The organism is Streptomyces sp. ISL-99, assembly GCF_018614005.1.
Taxonomy (GTDB): domain Bacteria; phylum Actinomycetota; class Actinomycetes; order Streptomycetales; family Streptomycetaceae; genus Streptomyces; species Streptomyces flavidovirens.
Map to the genome: position 1 here is coordinate 1 of NZ_JAGGPC010000020.1, position 20,172 is coordinate 20,172.

The window sequence follows — 20,172 nt, forward strand, 5'->3', positions numbered from 1 at the left end:
GGTGCGGGGCTTTTCTGCGTTCTCAGGCAGGTCGTACCAGCTTTGCGTCGTACGCCAGGATTACCGCCTGGACGCGGTCCCGGGCGCCGGTCTTCGCGAGGATTCGGGAGACGTGGGTCTTCACCGTTGATTCCGCCAGGTGCAGGCGTTCCGCGATTTCGGTGTTGGTCCAGCCCTGGCCGAGGAAGCCGGAGGCACCGGCACGCAGGCCGGCGTAGGCGTACTCGTCCAGGTCGAAGGTGGTCATGATGAGGACCTTCGTACGGTCTCCCGCAGCGACGATGCGGCGCGTGGCCTCGATGCCGTCCAGGCCGGGCATGCGGATGTCCATCAGCACGACGTCCGGGCGGAGTTGGGAGGACAGGCGCACTGCCTCCGCCCCGTTGGGGGCTTCGCCCAGGACCGTCATGTCGTCCTGGCTTTCGAGCAGCATGCGGAAGCCGAAGCGCTGCATGGGCTGGGCGTCGGTGATGAGCACGGTCGTCACGGCTCGGGGTCCTCGTTCCGGGGGAGATGCAGGTGGATGCGCCAGCCGCCGGTCGGCCGGGCGCCGGCTTCGAGAGTGCCGTCGTACAGGGCGGTCCGTTCGCGCATGCCCGTGATGCCCCGGCCTTCGGGGGAGGGATACGGTGTGCGGCTGCTCGTGTCGGTGACGGTGGCGGTCACGGCGTGGGGGGTGTACGTGACATCGACCTCCGCGGTCGCGTCGGGGCCCGCGTGCTTGAGGGTGTTCGTCAGGGCTTCCTGGACGACGCGGTAGACGGTGAGCTGTTGGCCAGGTCCCGGAGGTACGGCGTCGGGGTGGCGGCGGACCGTCATGTGTACGGGGAGGCCCGCGGCCCGTACGCCGTCCATGAGCTGGTCCAGGTCCGTGAGGGTGGGCTGCGGGGTGAGTTCGGCCGGCGGTGGTGCGTCCTCGCGCAGGACGCCCAGGACGCGACGCAGTTCCGTCAGGGCCGTGCGGCTCGTCGTACTGATGGCGTCGAGGGCCTGGACCGCGCGCTCCGGGGACTTGGCCGCCGCGTACCGGCCGCCGTCCGCCAGGCCCGTGATGACCGACAGGTTGTGGCCGATGATGTCGTGCATCTCGCGGGCGATACGGGTGCGTTCGGCGGCGGCGGCGAGCTGGGCCTGCTGGTCGCGTTCCGCCTGCAGGCGACGGGCGCGGTCGACCAGTGCTTCTGTGTAGTCCCTGCGGGTGCGGACCGCGATTCCGAGAAGGGCGACGAGGCCGACAGCCCAGATGCCGGGGACGACTTGCTCGTCCCAGCCGTCGGGCGGAAAGCGGATGGCGCCCGCGACGTAAGGCCCCATTACCAGCGCCGCCGCCCACCACAGCGTCCTGATCGGCAGGCGCAGCGCGATGTTGAAGAGCGGGAAGAGCTGGAGCAGGGCCGCCTGCAGGACGGCGCCGGTGAGGCTGTTGGCGAGCGCGACCAGTGACAGCGCCGTGAGGACGGGCAGGGGGTGGCGGCGCCGCCACAGCAGCGGCACCGAGAGGCCGAGGCTCATCGAACAGACCAGCCAGCCCGGCAGGTTCGCGTTGTGCGCGATGGTCTGCCAGCCGCCCTCGCCGTAGTCGATGAGCGCCGCCGTCACGAAGAAGCCGGTCAGCAGCAGGTCCCAGACCAGCGGGCGGCGCCGGTCGAAGTCACGTATGCGCTGTATGAGGCGCTGGATGCGCCGGGTGAGAGCCGGAGCACCCGGCGACCAGTCCTGGTCGCGGGCGTCCGGGCCGGCTTTCAGGGCGGGCGTCACCTGCTCATCCTCGTACGAGCGGCGTGTGGAGGGGAGTTCATACGTCGCGGCGCTTCAGCACCGCGCCTGCCATCGCCAGCGACGCGGCCGCCCACAGGACCATGGCCAGCAGAGCGGCTCCGGGGGACGCGGCCCCCGGTATCGCCTGTGCGGAGGTGAGGGCCTCCACCGCCCTTGGACGGGAAGTACTCCACGGCGTCGCTCACGACGTCGTACGGCAGCATGGCGAGCACCTCCGGGAGGATCATGACGCCGCCGATGAACGCGCCGATGGCACCCGGCACCGAGCGCAGCAGCGCGCCGAGCCCGAGTGCGATCAGGCCGAGGAGGGTCAGGCCGGCCGCACTGCCCGCCAGGGCGCGGGTCACGCCGGGATCGCCGAGCGAGGCGGCCTGGTCGGTGCCGGAGAGGAAGAGCTGGGCGGCCAGGAAGGTGACGACGGCCGTGATGAGTGTGAGGGTGAAGGCGACCGCGCCGAAGACCGCTGCCTTGGACCACAGGACGGGGAGCCGGCGGCGCCGACCTGGTGGAGCGGCGCGGCGTGGGCGGCGTAGGGGCGGCCGCCGACGGTCGAGTGGCCGCGGGTCGGTGCGTCCAGGCCGAGGAGCATGCGCAGGGTGGTGGATTTGCCGGCGCCGTTGGGGCCGAGGAAGCCGGTGACGGTGCCGGGGCGGACGGTGAAGGTGAGGTCGTCGACGACGGTCTTGTCGCCGTACCGCTTGGTGAGCCCGACTGCTTCGATTCCGCTTTCTGGGCTGCTGGTCATGGGATCGACGCTACGGAGCGGGCGGCGGCGCAGCGTCCGACCGTGGGCGGGAGCGGGGCGCGGGGGGTAGTACCCGGGTACGACGCCTAAATCGCTTGGCCTGGAGGTCGGGGCGGACGAGTATCGCTGGATGGACTGTGTGATTCGGCCCGTGCGTGCCGGCGAGTGGCCCGAGGCGAAGGAGCTGCGGCTTGCCGCGCTTCAGGATCCGCTGGCGGGGATCGCGTTTATGGAGACGTACGAGAAGGCCGTGGCCGAGCCGGATTCCTTCTGGGAGGGGCGTACGGCCAGGGTCGGCGAGGGCGGTGACGCGCGGCAGTTCGTCGCGGAGGCGCCGGACGGGCGGTGGGTGGGGTCCGTCACCGCGATCGTCGAACGGGCAGGGGACCAGGCGGCGTTCGGTGGTACGCCGGAGGTCGACCAGGTGCACGTGGTGGGCGTTTTCGTGCGTCCCGAGGCACGGGGGACCGGGGTGGCGCAGGAGCTTCTCCGGGCGGCGCTGGAGTGGTCGTGGTGGCTGACGGAGCCGCGGGTCGAGCGGGTGCGGCTGCACGTGCACGAGCGGAACGGGCGGGCCGAGGCGCTCTATGCCAAGGCGGGGTTCGTGCGGAGTGGGGGGACCGTGGCGGTGCCGGGGGACGCGGCGGCGAAGGAGTACGAGATGGTGGCGGTGCGGGGGCGAGGGTAGGGGGAGGAGGTCGATCGCCCCGGCGGGCTTACGGCTCGGTCTGTCCGGTGGTCAGATGGTGGTCCGGCCAGCGGGCCCTGCCCTGTTCCTGGGAACGGAGCAGGACCAGGGTCGGCAGGCCCTGGTCCTGACCGGTCGACAGCAGCTCGGGAAGCTGGGGAAGCGGAGCCACGGCCGCGACGTCGTCCAGGACGAACGTCATTGGTGGGTCGAGCCGACCGTCGGATGACCGTGCGGCCATGCGGCGGCCGTGCTCGACCACGCTTGAGGTGAGTGCGGTGAGCAGAGGCATCGCTCCGGGACGCGACTTAGGGTCCTCGATTGCTTCACCCACCACATAAAGAGTGCCCCCCTCGCCCGCAAATGATTCCAAGGTGACCGAATCGGTTCGGTTGGGGGTGCAGGCTTCGCGAATGTGGATCGAGGACAGCGCGGCGAGCGCCCTCGCCGTCAACTCCTGGGCGATCTCCCGGCGTTCCGGGTACGCGGTGAGCGCGGACTCGAGGAGCCCCGCGGCGCCGCTCGACGCCTTGGGGTGCGTGCGGAGGATACGTACCGGCTCGTGCGCACTGTGCCCCTGCGCCCAGCGGTGCACCTGCCGGAAGGGGCGGCCGTCGACGGCGGCGGCGTGCAGCCAGCCGCTCAGCAGCGTCTCCGCGGTGTCGGCCATCGCGGCGTCCAGCCGCGCCTGGGGCCGTATGGGCGCCAGCAGCGCCACGGCGCGAGCGGCGGCGATGTCGGCGCGGTCGCAGCCGGTGGTGGGGGACCAGTGGAGGCGGGCCGGGGTGTCGCAGAGGTGCCCGGGGTCGTAGACGAGGACGGGGCCGAGCTTGGCCCGCGCGTCCTTGGTCTCGGCCCAGACGGTGGGGTCGGACGTGACGACGAGCGCGGCCCCTTCGGCGTCGAGGACGGCCTGCACGGCGGTGGGCCGACGCACTTCGGGGCTGCCGTAGAGGAGGCGGGGGGTGCGGGGTGCGGGGACCTCGGGGGCGGGGAATGCGGCTGCCGCCGGCTGCGGGGGGTGGAGGCTTGCGGGCGCGTGCGAGGCGGGGGCTGACGTGCGGGCGCCGGCTGCGTCTGAGGCGGCGCCGTGCTGAGGGTTCGCACCGGGGCCCGGGAGGTACGGGCCCACGCCCGCGGAAGCCCCGTGGGCGGCGGAGCCCGCGCCGGGTCCGTAGCCGCCGGCGGCTGTCGCACCAGCAGCGGACAGCCCGTGGTCGGCGCCCGCGCCGGCACCTGCACCTGCGCGGGGCAGGGCTCCAGGTCCGTAGGCAGCACCCGTAGCCTCACCGGCGAGCGGCCCGGCTCCCGGCCCCGGGTGGGGCGGGCCGCCGTGGCCGTAGCCCGGCCCGGGACTGCCGCCAGCGGCATTTAGCCCGGCGCCCGGGCCCGTGTGGGGTAGGCCGCCGTGGCCGTAGCCCGGTCCCGGACCGCCGCCTGCGGCATTCAGCCCGGCTCCTGCACCCGTGTGGGGTAGGCCGCCGTGGCCGTAGTTCGCTCCCGGACCGCCGCCTGCGGCATTCAGCCCAGCCCCCGCACCCGTGTGCGGCGGGCCGCCGGGGCCGTGGTCGGGTCCCGCGTCCGCGCCCGCGTGCGTGTGAGGACGGAACGCGTGGTCCGGGGCGGTTGCCTTGGTTGCCCGTGCCGCTGCCCGGGTCGTCTCGCGTTGTGCCTTCAGGCGGGCCAGTATGCCCAGTACGAAGATCGTCAGTACGCACAGCACCATCAGCTCGCCGATGAGCAGGCCCCAGAACAGCCCGTACCCCGACAGCTGGTCCGCCGGTGTGTCCGGCCACGCCGCCGGGATGTCGTGCGGCGCGCCCATCAGGCGGCGCAGGGCCAGCGGCGTACGGGCGAAGGTGACGCCGTCCGGCCACGCGCCGTGGGTGAACAGACCCGCCAGGCCCGTCGCGAGCCATGCCACGATCGTCAGGCCCAGCAGGAACGCCAGCAGGCCTACCAGCAGGGAGTCCAGGACACCGCGTTCGCCGTGCCCCGCGTACCCCTGCCGCTCGTCGTTGTGTCTCATGTCAGGCGACCGTCGATTCCGAGGACGAGGACTCGCTCATCTGCTGCTCGATGAGCGCCGCCCTCTGCTCCGCCTCCCACTCCGCGGCTCGCAGGTCGTCCGAGATCATGTCCGCCGAGGTCTCCGTCATCGCGCGGTCCGTGAAGACGAGTGGCCGTTCCGCCTCCGTGATCAGGTGTTTGACGACCTGGACGTTGCCGTTCACGTCCCATACGGCGATACCGGGGGTCAGGGTCGGGATGATCTCGACCGCCCACCGCGGCAGGCCAAGTACCCGGCCCGTCGCCCGCGCCTCGTCCGCCTTCTGGGCGTAGATCGTCCGGGTCGAGGCCATCTTCAGGATCGCTGCCGCCTCCCTCGCGGCCGCGCCGTCCACCACGTCGGAGAGGTGGTGGACGACCGCCACGAAGGACAGACCCAGACGGCGGCCGAACTTCAGCAGGCGCTGGAAGAGCTGCGCCACGAACGGGGAGTTGATGATGTGCCACGCCTCCTCCACCAGGAAGATGCGCTTCTTGCGGTCCGGCCGGATCCAGGTGTGTTCGAGCCACACGCCCACGATCGCCATCAGGATCGGCATCGCGATGGAGTTCCGGTCGATGTGGGAGAGGTCGAAGACGATCAGCGGCGCGTCCAGGTCGATGCCCACCGTCGTCGGGCCGTCGAACATGCCCCGCAGGTCACCGTCGACCAGCCGGTCCAGGACCAGAGCCACATCGAGACCCCACGCCCGTACGTCGTCCAGGTCGACATTCATCGCCTCCGCCGACTCCGGCTCGGGGTGGCGCAGTTGCTCGACGATGTCCGTCAGGACCGGCTGCCGGTCGATGATCGTCTCGTTCACGTACGCGTGCGCGACCTTCAGCGCGAAGCCGGACCGCTCGTCGAGGCCGTGCCCCATCGCGACCTCGATGATCGTACGGAGCAGGGCGAGCTGGCCCGTAGTCGTGATCGCCGGGTCGAGCGGGTTGAGGCGGATGCCGCCGTCCAGTGCCGCCATCGGGTCGAGCCGGATGGGAGTTATCCCCAGCTCCTGCGCGATCAGGTTCCACTCACCCGCCCCGTCCTCGCCCTGCGCGTCGAGGACGACGACCTGCCGGTCCTTGAAGCGCAGTTGCCGCAGTACGTACGTCTTCTCCAGCGCCGACTTGCCGTTCCCGGACTCGCCGAGCACCAGCCAGTGCGGCGCCGGGAGCTGCTGTCCGTACAGCTGGAAGGGGTCGTAGATGTAGCCCTTGCCGCTGTACACCTCGCGGCCGATGATCACGCCCGAGTCGCCGAGACCCGGAGCCGCGGTCGGCAGGTAGACGGCCTGGGCCTGCCCCGTCGACGTACGGACAGGGAGTCTGGTCGTCTCTACCTTCCCGAAGAGGAAGCTGGTGAAGGCATCCGTGACGGCGGACAGCGGATCTCGCATGGCGGGTCTGCCCTCTCGGCTAACGACGGATACCGGTGGCGAACGGCAGGGTGTTGACGAACGCCCGGTGGTGCTCGCGGTCGCACCACTCCAGCTTCAGATACGACTTACCGGCCGAGGCCCTGATGGTCCGCTTGTCGCGGGCCAGCGCCTCGGGTGAACGCGACGACACAGTGATGTACCCGACCAGGTTGACACCGGCCGCACCGCTCGCGAGATCTTCACCCCGCTGGTCGAGCCGGCCGTGTGCCGCGATGTCGCGCGGGTCGACGGTCCGGTTCATCTTGGCCTGACGGCTGGCTTCCGCCTCGTCGTTGGTCTTCTCCGTCAGCATCCGCTCGATGGCGACCTCGGTGGGTTCGAGGTCCATGGTGACGGCGACCGTACGGATCACATCGGGGGTGTGGACGAGCAGCGGCGCGAGGAAGTTGACCCCGACCGGCGTCATCGGCCACTCCTTCACCCAGGCGGTGGCGTGACACCAGGGCGCGCGCGTTGACGACTCACGCGTCTTGGCTTGCAGATACGTCGCCTCCATCGCGTCCAGCTCGGCCGGCCAGGCGTTGCGCTTCGTCATGGCCTGGATGTGGTCGATGGGGTGATCGGGGTCGTACATCGAGTGCACGAGGGAGGACAGCCGCCCCTGCCCGAGGGGCTGGCGTACCCGGATGTCGGCCTCGGCGAGCCGCGCGCAGATGTCGGTCAGCTCGCGCGCCATGACGACGGCGAGCCCGGAGTCGCGGTCGAGCTTGCGGCCGCCGTGGGGGCGGGCGGCGCGGGCCATGGCGTTGGCCTCGGCGGCGAGCTCGCGGGAGTAGTGCATGCAGGCGACGAGGTAGGCGCGGTGCTGCTCGCTGGACGTGGACACCATGGACTGGAGCTGGTCGTACGACTCCTTCAGCCAGCCGGGGGCGTGCGCGTCGCCGCGCTGGGCGACGTCCTTGGCGTGGGCGTCGGGGTCGGCGGGGAGGGTGCGGGCGAGCATCTGCAACCGGGTCACGAATCCGTCGCCGTTCGCGACATGCTTGAGCAGCGTGCCGAAACGGTCGACCAGCGCCTCCTGGTCCTCGCTGTCGCGCAGGCCGACGCCGGGGCCTTCGATCTCGATCGCCGCGGTGACCGTCCGCCGGTCGGCGTGCAGGAGGACGGCGATCTCGTCGGGCCCGAAGGGGGCGGCGAGCCAGTTGATCCGCCCGATGCCGGGCGGGGGCCCCACTTCCACTTCACGTCCGTCGCTGCGTACGCCCGCTTCCATGGCGCCGCTGCGGTACGTCGTGCCGTTGCGCAGGGTCCGCTTGTAACTGCGGTTGATTTCGAACCATTTGTAGAAGGTGCGGTGCTTGTACGGGACGTACACCGCCATCAGGGCCAGCATCGGGAAGCCCATGAGCAGCACGATCCGCAGGGACAGGACGGGGACCAGCAGGCCGCTCATCATGCCGAGGAACGCGCCGGCGATGATCAGGGCGATCTCGCCGGTCTCGCGATTCTTGCCGACGATCGCGTTCGGCCGGGCGCGGCCGATCAGATACGTACGGCGGGGCGTGATCGGTTGGGACTGCGTCGTCAACGCCCTGCACCTCCTGTGCTGTTGTTGCCGGTGCCTGTGTTGCCGGTGCCGCGGTTCGTGTGGGTGCTGTTGCTACGGGGCGAGGGCGCGGCGGAAGGGACGGCTCCGCCTCCTCCACCGCCTGTGGGGCCACCACCGATCCCGCCTGCGCCGCCTGCGCCGCGGGAGCTGTGGGCGGCCACGCCGCCGCTGACGGGGTTGGCCTGGCGGGGCGGTGAGGAGTTCCCGCCCCGTTCGCCGCCTCCGCCACCACGGCTGCTGTGGGTCTTGATGCCCTGCGAGACGAGGGCGGCGGGGGAACTGATGACGGCGGCGGCCTGGGCGCCGTCGGTGGCCTTGTTGCGGTTGCTGCGGGCGGCGGCGATCTCGTCGCCGAAGCCGGGGACGAAGCGGTAGATCATGCCGGAGGCGAAGATCGCCAGCAGGATGATGGCGAGGCCGGAGACGACTGCGGAGAAGGCGTTCGGCCCGTCGTCGGCGGAGAGGGCTCCGGCGAGGCCGAGGACGATCACGATGACGGGCTTGACCAAGATGATCGCGATCATGATGCCGGCCCAGCGGCGTACGTGGCCCCACATGTTCTTGTCGACGAGTCCCGCGTAGATGACCACGCCGAGGAGCGCGCCGACGTAGAGCAGCAGGGCGCGGATGAACAGCTCCAGGAAGAGGATCCCGGCCGCGAGGATGGTCACCAGCGAGACGACGATCAGCATGATCGGCCCGCCGCCGATGTCGTCCCCCTTCTTGAGCGCCTCGGCGAACGAGCCGAAGAACACGTCGGTCTGACCGCCGGTGCCGGCGGCGATGACCTCGGTGACGCCGTCGGTGGCGGATACGACGGTGTAGAGGATCAGCGGCGTGAAGGCGGACGCGAGGACGGTGAGCCAGAGGAACCCGATGGCCTCGGACAACGCGGTCGCGAGCGGCACGCCACGGATGGCGCGCTTGGCGACGGCGAGCAGCCAGAGGACGAGGGTGAGGATGGCGGAGGCGGCGAAGACGACGGCGTACTGCTGGAGGAACTTGGGGTTGGTGAAGTCGACATTGGCGGTCGACTTCACGGCATCGCTCAGCTTCCCCACAATCCAGGCGGCGGCGTCGGCGCAGCCCTTGGCGAGGGAGGAGAGGGGGTCAAGGGACTCGGTGGGGTCGGTGGGAGCGCGTAGGCGGGAGCCGCCGCCGTCGCCGTCATCGCAGTACTCCCGTGCCGGGCCGGCGATCAGCGAACACGGATTGTCGCTCTTGTCGGGGGACGGTGACGGAGTGGGCGCTGCCGCGGCTCGGGCGGCGAACATGAGCACCGCAGCCTGAATGGCTGTCAAAGCGGCTGCGACCGAGCGAAGCCGAGGGTTACCGGGCATAAGTGAACCCTCCGAATTCGTTGACGGCGTCCGCGATCTCGTCGGATCCGGACACCGGGTTGTCGCCAGTGACCGGCGTCGGGCCCTCCTTCTGACTGGTCTCCAAGACCTTCCAGTCGGATCCGTTCCACTTCAGCTTGACCGATACCGTGAACCAGCCGCTCGTAACCGGCTTGGTCGACTTCTCGCCGGTCAGACCGAACAGGCCCGAGCACCAGACGTCAACGTCAGCATTACCGTCGCTGTACTTTCCGACCTTCGTGCCCGCAGGCATGGTTCGATTGACGAAGGTTGCCCCGGGCGGTGCGCTGCCGTCCTCGTTGAGACCGATCTGCGTCAGGAACTTGGGTGAATAGTCGGCGTCGAAGCCCGTCTGGAGCCTGTCCAGAGCACTGGGGTCGGCGATCGACTCCACAATGTCGTGACGACGGTCCTCGTTGAACATGCCGTCAGAGCCGAGGGCAGCGGCGTAATTCGCCGCAGCGGACTGCGCGCCCTGTTCGTCCTGTGCGAAGCCGGACGGGATCATCCCGGTCTTCCCCTCGACCGGCTTCACGCCCGTCGCGGACGTCGCCTCCGCCCCGCCGCCCCGCTTCGCCACACTCTCCGCGTCACTCTCCCCACCACCGCGATTCGCGAATGCGATAGCCGCGATCAGCAGCACCACCACGCCCACCACGGTGATGAGGGAACGCGAGGTCCGTACGGGCCGTCGCGCACCCCCGTACACATCGCTTCCCCCGCCCTCGGGCAGGCGGGTGCGGGTCTGGCCGGAGCCGCCGACACGGTCGGAACGACCGCTGTCGCTGCCGTAGCCGTGCTCGTCGCCGAGACTCATGCCGAGTGCGCCCCCTCAACCGTTTGCAGTTCCGCGTAGTACGACGGTAGCCGTGCTGGTTCCCGCGCGGGCGCGGTGTGGTGACTCGACATCAGGGAGACGCAACCTCAGCCAATGGGCACGACGGACGGGTGGGGTGGGGGAGTGGGCCGGGGGTACCCGGTGTTGGCTGACGGTGGGCTAGACAGCCATCCCGTACACGATGGTGAAGAGCGTGCCGAGCGAGCCGATGATGAAGACGCCGGTGAGACCGGCGACGATCAGGCCCTTGCCCTGCTCCGCGCTGAACGTGTCCCTCAGGGCCGTCGCGCCGATCCGCTGCTTTGCTGCTCCCCAGATGGCGATTCCGAGGCAGAGGAGAATGGCGACAGCCATCACGACCTCGATCATGACGCGGGCTTCGTTCCCCAGGGTTCCGAACGGACCCCAGTTCGGGGCGATTCCACCGATGATGGTGGTGATGTCGCCCTTTTCGGCTGCCAGGTTCATGTAAGTCACCGCCCCTGTCGGGTAGTTCGTCGCCCCTGCCGTACGGCAGGGGTCACGCTCTATCTTCGCTGATGAAACCGCACTGGTATGTCGACTTGGCGCCTGTCTTTACCCGACCTCCGCACGTATGGCCGGAAGGATCGCGTTGACCTGCGCTGCCTGCCGGTTGTATTCGGAAACGCGTATGGTCACTCTGTGTATCACGAGGGGTGACGCCGGGCAATGACTGGCGTTATGCACCTTTGGTCGGACGTGGCGTCACCGGGCGTTGCGGGGCGCCGCGTCCGGTACCGGGGGAGCAGTCGGTCGGTCTGTTCGGGGCGTGGCTGTGGTCGGTTGACAGTGCGATGCCGATGACGACGGCGCCCTCGACTATGGGGTGACGCCCAGGCCTCCCCTGGCGTCGGCTGGGAGACCACTACGTGCTCGGACACGCAACAAACTCAGCACTCGATGAGTCCGGCACGCCTCCCCAGTCCCACGAGTCTCAGTCGTATCGCTTCTGGCCATCACGGGTGCGTTTCGTCCCACACGGACGGCTCAGAAGCGCTATGGGTGGTGCGATCGGGCGCGGCGCTTGCCGAAGCCCGTGCTCGGCGGTGTGTCGCACCAGCGGCCGTTGCTGCTGTCGCTGAGCCTGGGGCCGCACCAACCCCTAGACCTCACGCGCCCCACCCACCGGCCCGTCGCCCGGCAGCGCACGAGCAGCCACTTGCCGGGCCTTCGCCGTGGGCTCCCCCCCGGGGGGCCGCCCCCCAGAAGCATTGCGGCGGAGGTTCGGCGGTCAAGGGTGGAGCGGAGCGCAATCGCCGCAGGCGACGCGACGTAGGAGCGCCCTTGAGGGGCGGGCCTCCGGCGCCAACCTTGGCAAAGGCGGCCCCCATGCCAGACGCAATCACCGCCCCAGGGCCGCCACCGCCCAGCCCAAAGCCCGACCCCGTCCCGTCGGTCCGTCCCCGACAGGGGCGAGCCGGAAGGGCCCGGCCCCGGCGGCCGCCTTCATGGGGCGATCAATGCTGGGCGGGGGCGGGGTCGTCGTTGTCGAGTTCGGCGAAGTGGTCGAATTCGCCGGCCTGTACGCCGAGTACGAACGCGTCCCACTTCTTCTGGGTCGTCGTGACGACGTTCTCGGGGTCGCTGGTCTCGCGGAGGTAGACCATGTCCCCCGGCCCGAACGCGATCTCGATCCAGGGCCCGGGCCCGTCCTCGCCCTCTGGCGCGGCGCGGATCCAGTCCAGGTCGGTGGGGATCTCAGCCATGCTTCGCGTTCTCCTTGAGGGTGTGGATCAGGGCGGCCCATGTGGCGGGGTGGTGCATATCGATCCCTTCACAGGCTCTGGGCGATGCTACGGACGAAGACGCGTCATGCGTCAGGCCTCAGGGCGAGCGCATCCGCTACGACGAGCAAGCCGGTCGATATCTTCAAGGTGAGTCCGTGAGCCTCACGGAGTACTCGCGCATCTCCTGTGACAGCTGCGGCGAAGTAGCCCGGCAGCGCGCGGCGAAAACCGTAGTGAACCCGCGCGGCATGGGGGAGGGTTGAGGGGTGCGCAAAGTCTGGGTGGCCACTGGGATCGGGATCGGGCTCTGCCTGAGCTTCGTCGCGCTGCTCGTCGTCGGGACCTTCTCCGCGGCCGCCGGGCTGGCCGGCGGTGCGGGTGGCGGGCGGGCGGTCGGGCTGGCCAAGGGGGCCGTACCCGCGCTGTACCAGCCGCTCGTTCAGAAGTGGGGCAATCTCTGCCCGGCCATCAACCCCGCCTTGCTCGCCGCGCAGTTGTACCAGGAGAGCGGCTGGAACCCGCGGGCGCAGAGCCCGGCCAACGCGCGTGGCATCGCGCAGTTCATCCCCGGGACGTGGGCGTCCCACGGGGTGGACGGGGACAAGGACGGGGACCGGGACATCTGGGATCCCGCCGACGCGATTCCGTCAGCCGCGACGTACGACTGCGAATTGGCCGGATACGTCAAGAACGTGCCGGGGGATCAGACCAAGAACATGCTCGCCGCCTACAACGCGGGCGCGTACGCCGTCATCAAGTACGGGGGCGTCCCGCCGTACCGCGAGACGCAGAACTACGTGAAGATCATCACCAGCCTGGAGCAGAGCTTCGCGCGCCCCATCGGGCGGGTCGAACCGTCGCGGCAGGCCGCCGGTGCCATCTACTTCGCGCAGAAGAAGCTCGGGACGAAGTACCTGTGGGGTGGGAACGGCACGCCTGAGCAGGGCGGGCGTTTCGACTGCTCGGGGCTGACGCAGGCGGCGTACCGGACCGTCGGGATCGAGTTGCCGCGCGTGGCCAACGATCAGTACAACGCGGGGCCCCACCCATCGAGGGACGAGCTGTTGCCCGGGGACCTGGTGTTCTTTTCGGACGACCTGACGAACTCGCGCGCGATCCGCCACGTCGGGTTGTACGTCGGTGGCGGGTACATGATCAACGCTCCGTACACCGGGGCCGTCATTCGCTTCGACAAGATCGATACGCCGGATTACTTTGGTGCGACGCGGGTGACCGAGGAGGGCGCGAAAGCGCTTCCCACGGACCTGCCGGAGGACCGCGGCGGCGCGTGACGTGGCTTGAACTCCCTGTTGTCGCCACCCTCTGAGCTGCGGCGATGTATCTCTCTTCGATAACGTCATGGTGATCATTCGGTGGAGAGTGGAACGGGGGGCGCCGACTGGGCGTTCTCTGGACTGGGGGAGTGGGACAGTCGCGCTGACCACGCGGCGGCGCTCGACTCGGCATGGCCATCGCACGGCATGCCATCGCAGGGCATGGCATGGCATCGCACGAACCACGGGGGTTCGCAGGAGCGGCACGCAGACACGTGTGCCGCGCAGCAGGCAACAAGGCAAGGGGCCGCGGCAGATGGCTGGACTCGCACTGGATGGGGCGAACCCCGACGTCAGTCTGCTCTACGACATCAACGGACTGGCGGCGGATGCGCCGGGCTGGTTCGACCGGGTCATGGAGTTCGTCGGTGAGTACGGGATCATGCTCGGCATGGTGCTGGTGGCGCTCTGGTGCTGGTGGAGCGTGCGTAGGCGCGAGGACGCGGTCACCTCTGTGGCCGGGCTCGTCTGGGCGCCGCTGGCGGCCGGGATCGCGCTGCTGATCAATATCCCGATCCGCGGGTTCGTGGAGCGGCCGAGACCGTTCAACGACCACAAGGGGCTTGAGGTCCTGGTGGCCGGCAAGACGGACTACTCGTTCGTCAGCGACCACGCGACGATGGCCATGGCCATCGGCGTCGCGGTCTTCGTCGCCAACCGGAAGTTCGGGCTCGCGGCGATCGGACTGGCGGTCCTGGAAGGCTTCTGCCGCGTCTACATGGGCGTGCACTACCCGACCGACGTCATTGGCGGATTCGCCCTCGGTACGGCCGTGTCGCTGCTGCTCGCGCCGGTCGCGATGGCGTTGCTCACGCCGCTCATGGCGGCGATCTCGCGGTCGCAGAAGGTGGGTTGGCTCGTACGGGCGAAGGGGTCCGTGGAGCGGGGCGCTGGTGGTGCCGGCGCTGGTCTGGGGCTCGGTTCGGGTGCGGGCTCGGGTGACGGCGGGTCAGCCGTGATTCCCGAGCCGCGGACCGGCGACAGCGAGCGCAACGACCTCGCTGCCTGACGGGTCGTCCTCTCGCCGGTTCGCCCTTGCCCCTGCGTGCTGCGGCTGGTCCGATTCAAAGGGCCTGAGGGAAGTCAAAGAGCCTGTCCGGGTCGTAACGCCTCTTCAGCTCCGTCAGGCGACCCGCCGCCGCGCCGTAGTACGCCTTCCGCCAGTCGGTCAGGGTCGCGTCCGTGTAGTTCTGGTACGCCGCCCCGGAGGCGTACCGGCGCATCGCGCCATGGGTGTTTTTCAGCCAGGTCTGCTGCGCTGTGCCGGGGGTGCCCGCGCGCCAGGCGCCGATGTACTGGGCAAGCATCCGTGACCGGCGGTGCACGAACGCCGTCGCGAGCGGGGCCGGCCGGTTCACCGCGCCGCCGAGCGCGGTCAGGGCGATGCTGCCGCCCCCGCCCTGGGCCACGGGCAGGCGGGTGAACGCCTCGGTCCGGGCGAGCAGCTCGCGTACCCCCGAGGGCGAGAGTGAGCGGTCGAAGAAGTCGCTGCGCGCGGCGTACGTCTCCCGGCCGAGGGCCCCTTGTGGCGTGCGGCCCGGGGTGGTGCCCGGCAGGTGGCACTGGGCGTCGCTGAAACCGGCGCAGCCGGCGTACACGAGCATCGACTCCTGGTAGCTGCGGCGGCGCAGGGAGACCGAGCGGGCGGGGGCGCCGATCTTGTCGGCGAGGCGGTCGACGGCGTTCTGGAGATCGCCGTACGTGCCGAGCGAGAAGGCGGAGACGGACACGTTCGGCGTTGTGCCGCCCGGGCCGGCGGCGAGGTGCGCCGATGACCAGATCTCGTCGGGCTGCGCCGGGCCCCACTCCTGCCAGGCGGTGATGACGGCCTGGGCCTTCGACCAGGGCCAGGACATGTACGCGGTGACGGCGGCGGGGGCCGGGTGGGTGCGGAAGGTCAGCTCGGTCACTACGCCGAAGTTGCCGTTTCCCGCGCCGCGCAGGGCCCAGAAGAGGTCCGGGTTCTCGGTGGACGTGCAGAGCAGGCGCTTGCCGGCGGCGGTGATGAGCGTGGCGGAGGTGAGACTGTCGCACGTCAGGCCGTACGCACGGGAGACGACTCCGTGGCCGCCGCCGAGGGTCAGACCAGAGATGCCGACGGTGGGACAGGAGCCGGCGGGGATGGTGCGGCGGCCCTGGCGGGCGAGGCCCTGGTAGACGTCGATGAGCTTGGCGCCGGCGCCGATGGCAGCGGCGGTGCCGTTCGCTTTGACGTGGGCGAGCTTCGATACGTCGATGACCAGGCGGCCGTTGCCGCTGGACCAGCCGGCGTAGGAGTGGCCGCCGTTGCGGATGGCTACGGGGGTGCGGTGCGCCTTGGCGAAGGCCAGGCACTCCTTGACGTCCGCCTCGTTCGCTACGTACGCCACCGCGGCGGGCTTCAGGTTGTCGAAGCGGGTGTTGTAGAGCTGGCGGGCGGTTTTGTAGGCGGCGTCGCCGGGGCGGACGAGCGGGCCGTCGAGACCGCGGGCGAGAGCGGCCCAGCTGGGGGTGGTGGAGGGGGGTGGGGTCCGGGGGGTGGTGCCTGAGGCCGAGGTACGGGTGGCCGGGCCGGGGCCTTTGGCGGTGCCCGTACCCGTGCCGGTGGTGGTGCCGGTGCAGGCGGCTGCTGCGGCGGTGGCGCCGAGGGCCGTGGCCGAGGTGAGAAAAGTACGCCGTTCCATGTTGTTGCCTCCCGGAGGGCGAGACGGCGTTATGGCGGAACGGGTTCCTGCGGGGCGGAAGTTTATGCCGGGCGCGGTGGCGTACGCCCGCGTCCTCGGGTGTGGATTCGCGCGATTACGAGCGTGCTCGTGGCGCTGGGTCGGTGGGGCAGTGGGTCAGGTCGACGTCGCGTGCAATGCCGCGTCCGCGCGGGCCCGTTCGCGGGAGCGGCGGGCCGGTCCGCGCCAGCCGCAGGAGCAGTGGGCGAAGCAGAAGGAGCCGCGTTCGGTTGTGCCGGTGCGGTGGGTGGGGGCGTCCGGTGTGGCCTCTTGAAGCACGCGTCCACCGTACCGGGGGATCCGCGCGCCGTGGTCGGCGGCCACCGGACCGAGTAAGCACGGAATGAGCACGGAATGAGCACCGAACGAGCGCCGATCGCGGGCGTGACCGGGGCGGTGGCGGGATCGTTAGGCGGGGCGGGTGGGATCGGACACCGGGTGGTAGGGCGTTGGGGGTTGGCGGCGATGGTGGTGCAGCAGCACAGGGTCAAGGGCGGCGCGGTCGCCGTGGCCGTCGCGGCGGGGCTGATCGCCTCCGCCGGATGTTCCGGTGGCGGTGCCGTCGCCGAGGACCAGCAGGGTGGTGACCCCCTCGTCACCGTGCGCGGCGCGGCGGACGCGCTGGTAGCGGCGGGGAGCTCCAAAGCCCGTACGTCGATGGTCATGGCGACCGGCGGCACCCGCGTCACCATCCGGGGCGAAGGGGCGTACGACTTCACGAAGCGGATGGGGCAGCTCAAAGTGCTGCTGCCGCCCGACCCCGACGGCGCGGACAAGCACCGGCCCATCACCGAGTTGCTCACGCCCGGCGCGCTCTACATGAAGAACCGGGGCGCGGGCGTGCCTGCCGACAAGTGGGTGCGGATCGACACGACGACGCTGGACGACGGGAATCTGGTCACCGGCGGGGCCACGGATCCTCTCGCCGCCGCGGAGTTGCTGCGCGGGGCGAAGGAAGCGGCGTACGTGGGAAAGGCCGATGTGGCCGGGACCGCCGTCCGGCACTATCGCGGGGTCACCGACATCGCGCGCGCCGCACGCGTCGCGAAGCCGCACGCGCGGGGCGCGCTGGCCGCCGCGGCGAAAGGCTTCGCCAGGGACGCGGTTCCGTTCGACGCGTACCTCGACGACCAGGGGCGGCTGCGCAAGGTCCGCCACCGGTTCGACTTCACCAATGCGGGACGTACGGTGGCCGTCGCCTCCACGACTCTGCTGTACGCGTTCGGGGTGCCCGTCGAAGTGCGGCTGCCGGCCGCGCGTGACATCTACGCCGGGAAGATCCAGGCGTAGGGCGAGGCCGCCCGCCTCGGCGTGGGTGGCGGGGAAATGGTCCGTCCGTGCCATGCGCGGTGTGTGCCGCGCTGCCTACGCTAGGAAGCCGACGACGGCTGAAAGAGGTGATGCACGTGGCTCCGCTCGGCAGTAGTACGCCCGTCCAGGACCACGTCGCCCTCGCCGAGATCGAGCTGTGTGGTGAGTTGATGATCGCGGCGTCCGCCGCCGACGGGGAACGGCTCAGCCCGGACCGTATCGACGAGGTGCTGAAGGTCGGAGCAGGAGCACCCGCGGCAGGAGGATCCGCGGCCGGGTCACCCGCGGCCGGAGGGTTCGCGGCCGGAGCGGCCGAAGCCGACGAGTGGCCCCGGCAGCGGCGCGACTGAGCGTTCGTCGTTCGTCCCGTGAGGGTGGCGGAGGGCCCGGGGCCCGGCGGCCCCGGACCGGGACCGCTCAGGTCCGCAGCAGGCGCGCGATCGCCTTGGTGGCTTCCTCGACCTTCTCGTCGATCTCGCCGCCGCCCTTGACCGCCGCGTCCGCCACGCAGTGCCGCAGGTGTTCCTCGAGGAGCTGGAGTGCGAAGGACTGGAGCGCCTTCGTGGACGCCGAGACCTGGGTGAGTATGTCGATGCAGTAGACGTCCTCGTCGACCAGCCGCTGGAGGCCGCGGATCTGGCCCTCGATCCGGCGCAGCCGCTTGAGGTGCTCGTCCTTCTGCTTGTGGTATCCGTGCACACCGAGGTCGTGGTCGGTCACCACGGCTTCGGAGGCTCCGGAGGGCGCTTCGGTCGTCGTCGCGCCGGCCGCCTCGGTGGTCGTCATCGCGTCCTCCCGTTGTCCTTAAAGGGGCTGTATACCCCTCGTGGGTATATGGTAACGAATTTTGCGGGTAGGGGCTCGGGGGCCCGTACTGAGCACTGTGCCTGATGGGCGACACTGAAGAACGCCGGTTAGCCGTGGCCGGATGATGCGCCTAGCATCACCCTGACCGAATCCAATGCACCCCGAGGACCCCACGTGCGCTTTCGTCTGACCCCCAGGGAGACGAGCTTCTACGACATGTTCTCCGCATCCGCGGACAACATCGTCACGGGCTCGAAGCTCCTGATGGAACTGCTCGGAGCGGATTCCTCCGCCCGAGTCGAGATCGCGGAGCGGATGAGGGCAGCGGAGCACGCGGGGGACGACGCGACCCACGCGATCTTCCACCAGCTGAACTCCTCGTTCATCACGCCGTTCGACCGCGAGGACATCTACAACCTCGCGTCGCAGCTCGACGACATCATGGATTACATGGAGGAGGCCGTCGACCTGGTCGTGCTGTACCAGATCGAGGAGCTGCCGAAGGGTGTCGAGCAGCAGATCGAGGTCCTGGCGCGGGCGGCCGAGCTGACCGCCGAGGCCATGCCGCACCTGCGGACCATGACGAACCTCACCGAGTACTGGATCGAGGTCAACCGCCTTGAGAACCAGGCCGACCAGATTCACCGCAAGCTGCTCGCGCACCTCTTCAACGGCAAGTACGACGCCATGGACGTGCTCAAGCTGAAGCAGATCGTGGACGTACTGGAGGAGGCGGCCGACGCCTTCGAGCACGTCGCCAACACGGTCGAGACGATCGCCGTCAAGGAGTCCTGACCCCCGGTGGACACCTTTGCGCTCATCGTGACCATCGGGGTCGCGCTCGGATTCACGTACACGAACGGCTTTCACGACTCCGCGAACGCCATCGCGACTTCGGTTTCCACGCGGGCGCTGACCCCGCGCGCGGCCCTCGCCATGGCCGCCGTGATGAACCTCGCCGGTGCCTTCCTCGGCAGCGGTGTCGCCAAGACCGTCAGCGAGGGGCTCATCGCGACCCCGCACGGCGACAAGGGGATGGGAATCCTCTTCGCCGCGCTGGTCGGTGCGATCGTCTGGAACCTCGTCACCTGGTACTTCGGGCTTCCTTCGTCCTCCTCGCACGCGCTCTTCGGCGGCATGGTGGGCGCGGCGCTCGCGGGCGGCACCGAGGTCATCTGGACCGGGGTGCTGGAGAAGGTCGTCATCCCGATGTTCATCTCGCCGTTCGTCGGGCTGCTGCTCGGCTATCTGGTGATGGTCGTCATTCTGTGGATGTTCCGTAAGTCCAACCCGCACAAGGCGAAGCGCGGCTTCCGTATCGCCCAGACCGTGTCCGCGGCCGGTATGGCGCTCGGGCACGGTCTTCAGGACGCGCAGAAGACCATGGGCATCGTGGTGATGGCGCTGGTCATCGCCGATGTAGAGGGCCAGGGCGACGCGATCCCGATGTGGGTCAAGATCGCCTGCGCGCTGACGCTTTCGCTCGGTACGTACGCGGGCGGCTGGCGCATCATGCGGACGCTGGGCCGTCGGATCATCGAGCTGGACCCGCCGCAGGGCTTCGCGGCGGAGACGACGGCGGCGTCCGTGATGTACACGGCCTCGTTCATGTTCCACGCGCCGATCTCGACGACGCACGTCATCACCTCCGCGATCATGGGCGTCGGCTCGACCAAGGGGTCGCGTGCGGTGCGGTGGGGCGTCGCCAAGAACATCGTGATGGGCTGGTTCATCACGATGCCGGCCGCCGCGCTGGTGGCCGCGACCTGTTATTGGGTTGTGCTGCTGGCGTTCGGCTAGCGGTCCCTCCGTACGTACGGAA

General features: G+C 69.9%; 19 protein-coding genes and 2 pseudogenes. 7 read left to right on the forward strand and 14 right to left on the reverse strand.

All coding sequences use genetic code 11. The features are described from left to right. Nucleotides 1–22 precede the first annotated feature (22 nt). The 4 genes and pseudogenes from J7E91_RS36720 to J7E91_RS11755 all read right to left on the reverse strand — a co-directional run. Nucleotides 23–487, reverse strand: a complete 465-nt coding sequence (locus J7E91_RS36720; RefSeq protein ID WP_214901737.1) for a response regulator transcription factor — start codon at nucleotides 485–487, stop codon at nucleotides 23–25. Then, nucleotides 484–1,758, reverse strand: coding sequence for a sensor histidine kinase (locus tag J7E91_RS11745; RefSeq protein ID WP_374224673.1), 1,275 nt, complete (start codon nucleotides 1,756–1,758; stop codon nucleotides 484–486). Before J7E91_RS11745 ends, J7E91_RS36720 begins: the two co-directional genes overlap by 4 nt. A gap of 37 nt (nucleotides 1,759–1,795) precedes the next feature. Continuing rightward, nucleotides 1,796–2,270, reverse strand: a pseudogene (locus J7E91_RS11750) (ABC transporter permease); the annotation flags it as partial. A 2-nt stretch (nucleotides 2,271–2,272) separates the two neighbouring features. Next, a pseudogene (locus J7E91_RS11755) lies at nucleotides 2,273–2,524 on the reverse strand (ATP-binding cassette domain-containing protein); the annotation flags it as partial. Between the two features lie 130 nt (nucleotides 2,525–2,654). Here J7E91_RS11755 and J7E91_RS11760 point away from each other — a divergent pair. After that, nucleotides 2,655–3,212 (forward strand): GNAT family N-acetyltransferase, encoded by a 558-nt coding sequence (locus J7E91_RS11760; RefSeq protein ID WP_214901738.1) that lies wholly within the window; start codon nucleotides 2,655–2,657, stop codon nucleotides 3,210–3,212. A 28-nt stretch (nucleotides 3,213–3,240) separates the two neighbouring features. On the opposite strand, the gene J7E91_RS11765 is transcribed toward J7E91_RS11760, so the two are convergent. The 7 genes from J7E91_RS11765 to J7E91_RS11795 all read right to left on the reverse strand — a co-directional run bounded on the left by J7E91_RS11765 (nucleotide 3,241) and on the right by J7E91_RS11795 (nucleotide 12,175). Then, complete coding sequence (locus J7E91_RS11765) at nucleotides 3,241–5,163, reverse strand: type IV secretory system conjugative DNA transfer family protein (RefSeq protein ID WP_374224678.1); 1,923 nt, start codon at nucleotides 5,161–5,163, stop codon at nucleotides 3,241–3,243. Between the two features lie 79 nt (nucleotides 5,164–5,242). Further along, nucleotides 5,243–6,658: an ATP-binding protein gene (locus J7E91_RS11770; RefSeq protein WP_214901742.1), complete on the reverse strand. Its 1,416-nt coding sequence runs from the start codon at nucleotides 6,656–6,658 to the stop codon at nucleotides 5,243–5,245. 19 nt (nucleotides 6,659–6,677) lie between these two features. Beyond that, nucleotides 6,678–8,228 (reverse strand): SCO6880 family protein, encoded by a 1,551-nt coding sequence (locus tag J7E91_RS11775; protein ID WP_028814670.1) that lies wholly within the window; start codon nucleotides 8,226–8,228, stop codon nucleotides 6,678–6,680. Beyond that, the gene (locus J7E91_RS11780) at nucleotides 8,225–9,589 is read right to left on the reverse strand and encodes a hypothetical protein (protein ID WP_214901744.1); all 1,365 of its coding nucleotides are present in this window, start codon (nucleotides 9,587–9,589) and stop codon (nucleotides 8,225–8,227) included. Before J7E91_RS11780 ends, J7E91_RS11775 begins: the two co-directional genes overlap by 4 nt. Then, entirely contained in the window at nucleotides 9,579–10,427 is an 849-nt protein-coding gene (locus tag J7E91_RS11785; RefSeq protein ID WP_214901746.1) for a hypothetical protein, read from the reverse strand. Before J7E91_RS11785 ends, J7E91_RS11780 begins: the two co-directional genes overlap by 11 nt. A 180-nt stretch (nucleotides 10,428–10,607) precedes the next feature. Beyond that, nucleotides 10,608–10,916, reverse strand: coding sequence for a hypothetical protein (locus tag J7E91_RS11790; RefSeq protein WP_028814667.1), 309 nt, complete (start codon nucleotides 10,914–10,916; stop codon nucleotides 10,608–10,610). Nucleotides 10,917–11,926: 1,010 nt separating this feature from the next. After that, a complete protein-coding gene (locus J7E91_RS11795) occupies nucleotides 11,927–12,175 on the reverse strand; it encodes a DUF397 domain-containing protein (RefSeq protein ID WP_214901748.1) in 249 nt (82 codons plus the stop codon). A gap of 302 nt (nucleotides 12,176–12,477) precedes the next feature. Between J7E91_RS11795 and J7E91_RS11800 the strand changes: the two genes are divergently transcribed. Together J7E91_RS11800 and J7E91_RS11805 are read left to right on the forward strand one after the other, a co-directional pair. Continuing rightward, nucleotides 12,478–13,488, forward strand: a complete 1,011-nt coding sequence (locus J7E91_RS11800) for a bifunctional lytic transglycosylase/C40 family peptidase (protein WP_214901916.1) — start codon at nucleotides 12,478–12,480, stop codon at nucleotides 13,486–13,488. 298 nt (nucleotides 13,489–13,786) lie between these two features. After that, on the forward strand, nucleotides 13,787–14,539 hold the full coding sequence (locus J7E91_RS11805) for a phosphatase PAP2 family protein (RefSeq protein ID WP_214901750.1): 753 nt from the start codon (nucleotides 13,787–13,789) through the stop codon (nucleotides 14,537–14,539). A gap of 55 nt (nucleotides 14,540–14,594) precedes the next feature. Here the strand turns inward: J7E91_RS11805 and J7E91_RS11810 are convergent, their stop codons facing one another. Next, nucleotides 14,595–16,193 carry an FAD-binding oxidoreductase gene (locus J7E91_RS11810; RefSeq protein ID WP_214901752.1) on the reverse strand — a complete coding sequence of 533 codons (1,599 nt, stop codon included), beginning with the start codon at nucleotides 16,191–16,193 and terminating at the stop codon, nucleotides 14,595–14,597. Between the two features lie 156 nt (nucleotides 16,194–16,349). After that, nucleotides 16,350–16,511 (reverse strand): hypothetical protein, encoded by a 162-nt coding sequence (locus J7E91_RS11815; protein ID WP_214901754.1) that lies wholly within the window; start codon nucleotides 16,509–16,511, stop codon nucleotides 16,350–16,352. A 186-nt stretch (nucleotides 16,512–16,697) separates the two neighbouring features. On the opposite strand from J7E91_RS11815, the gene J7E91_RS11820 reads away from it, so the two are divergent. Next, nucleotides 16,698–17,522: a hypothetical protein gene (locus J7E91_RS11820; protein WP_214901756.1), complete on the forward strand. Its 825-nt coding sequence runs from the start codon at nucleotides 16,698–16,700 to the stop codon at nucleotides 17,520–17,522. A 110-nt stretch (nucleotides 17,523–17,632) separates the two neighbouring features. Further along, nucleotides 17,633–17,893 (forward strand): hypothetical protein, encoded by a 261-nt coding sequence (locus tag J7E91_RS11825; protein ID WP_251015543.1) that lies wholly within the window; start codon nucleotides 17,633–17,635, stop codon nucleotides 17,891–17,893. A gap of 67 nt (nucleotides 17,894–17,960) precedes the next feature. On the opposite strand, the gene J7E91_RS11830 is transcribed toward J7E91_RS11825, so the two are convergent. Then, complete coding sequence (locus J7E91_RS11830) at nucleotides 17,961–18,329, reverse strand: metal-sensitive transcriptional regulator (RefSeq protein WP_214901758.1); 369 nt, start codon at nucleotides 18,327–18,329, stop codon at nucleotides 17,961–17,963. A 195-nt stretch (nucleotides 18,330–18,524) separates the two neighbouring features. Between J7E91_RS11830 and J7E91_RS11835 the strand changes: the two genes are divergently transcribed. Next, on the forward strand, nucleotides 18,525–19,145 hold the full coding sequence (locus J7E91_RS11835) for a DUF47 domain-containing protein (RefSeq protein WP_028814660.1): 621 nt from the start codon (nucleotides 18,525–18,527) through the stop codon (nucleotides 19,143–19,145). Between the two features lie 6 nt (nucleotides 19,146–19,151). Further along, nucleotides 19,152–20,150, forward strand: a complete 999-nt coding sequence (locus J7E91_RS11840; protein WP_214901760.1) for an inorganic phosphate transporter — start codon at nucleotides 19,152–19,154, stop codon at nucleotides 20,148–20,150. The last annotated feature ends 22 nt before the right edge of the window (nucleotides 20,151–20,172 follow it).

Coding starts and splice junctions, on each gene's coding strand:
- J7E91_RS11760 (WP_214901738.1), top strand. CDS start 2,655: ATGGACTGTGTGATTCGGCCCGTGCGTGCCGGCGAGTGGCCCGAGGCG.
- J7E91_RS11770 (WP_214901742.1), bottom strand. CDS start 6,658: ATGCGAGATCCGCTGTCCGCCGTCACGGATGCCTTCACCAGCTTCCTC.
- J7E91_RS11780 (WP_214901744.1), bottom strand. CDS start 9,589: ATGCCCGGTAACCCTCGGCTTCGCTCGGTCGCAGCCGCTTTGACAGCC.
- J7E91_RS11785 (WP_214901746.1), bottom strand. CDS start 10,427: ATGAGTCTCGGCGACGAGCACGGCTACGGCAGCGACAGCGGTCGTTCC.
- J7E91_RS11790 (WP_028814667.1), bottom strand. CDS start 10,916: ATGAACCTGGCAGCCGAAAAGGGCGACATCACCACCATCATCGGTGGA.
- J7E91_RS11795 (WP_214901748.1), bottom strand. CDS start 12,175: ATGGCTGAGATCCCCACCGACCTGGACTGGATCCGCGCCGCGCCAGAG.
- J7E91_RS11805 (WP_214901750.1), top strand. CDS start 13,787: ATGGCTGGACTCGCACTGGATGGGGCGAACCCCGACGTCAGTCTGCTC.
- J7E91_RS11810 (WP_214901752.1), bottom strand. CDS start 16,193: ATGGAACGGCGTACTTTTCTCACCTCGGCCACGGCCCTCGGCGCCACC.
- J7E91_RS11820 (WP_214901756.1), top strand. CDS start 16,698: ATGGTGGTGCAGCAGCACAGGGTCAAGGGCGGCGCGGTCGCCGTGGCC.
- J7E91_RS11825 (WP_251015543.1), top strand. CDS start 17,633: ATGCACGTGGCTCCGCTCGGCAGTAGTACGCCCGTCCAGGACCACGTC.
- J7E91_RS11830 (WP_214901758.1), bottom strand. CDS start 18,329: ATGACGACCACCGAGGCGGCCGGCGCGACGACGACCGAAGCGCCCTCC.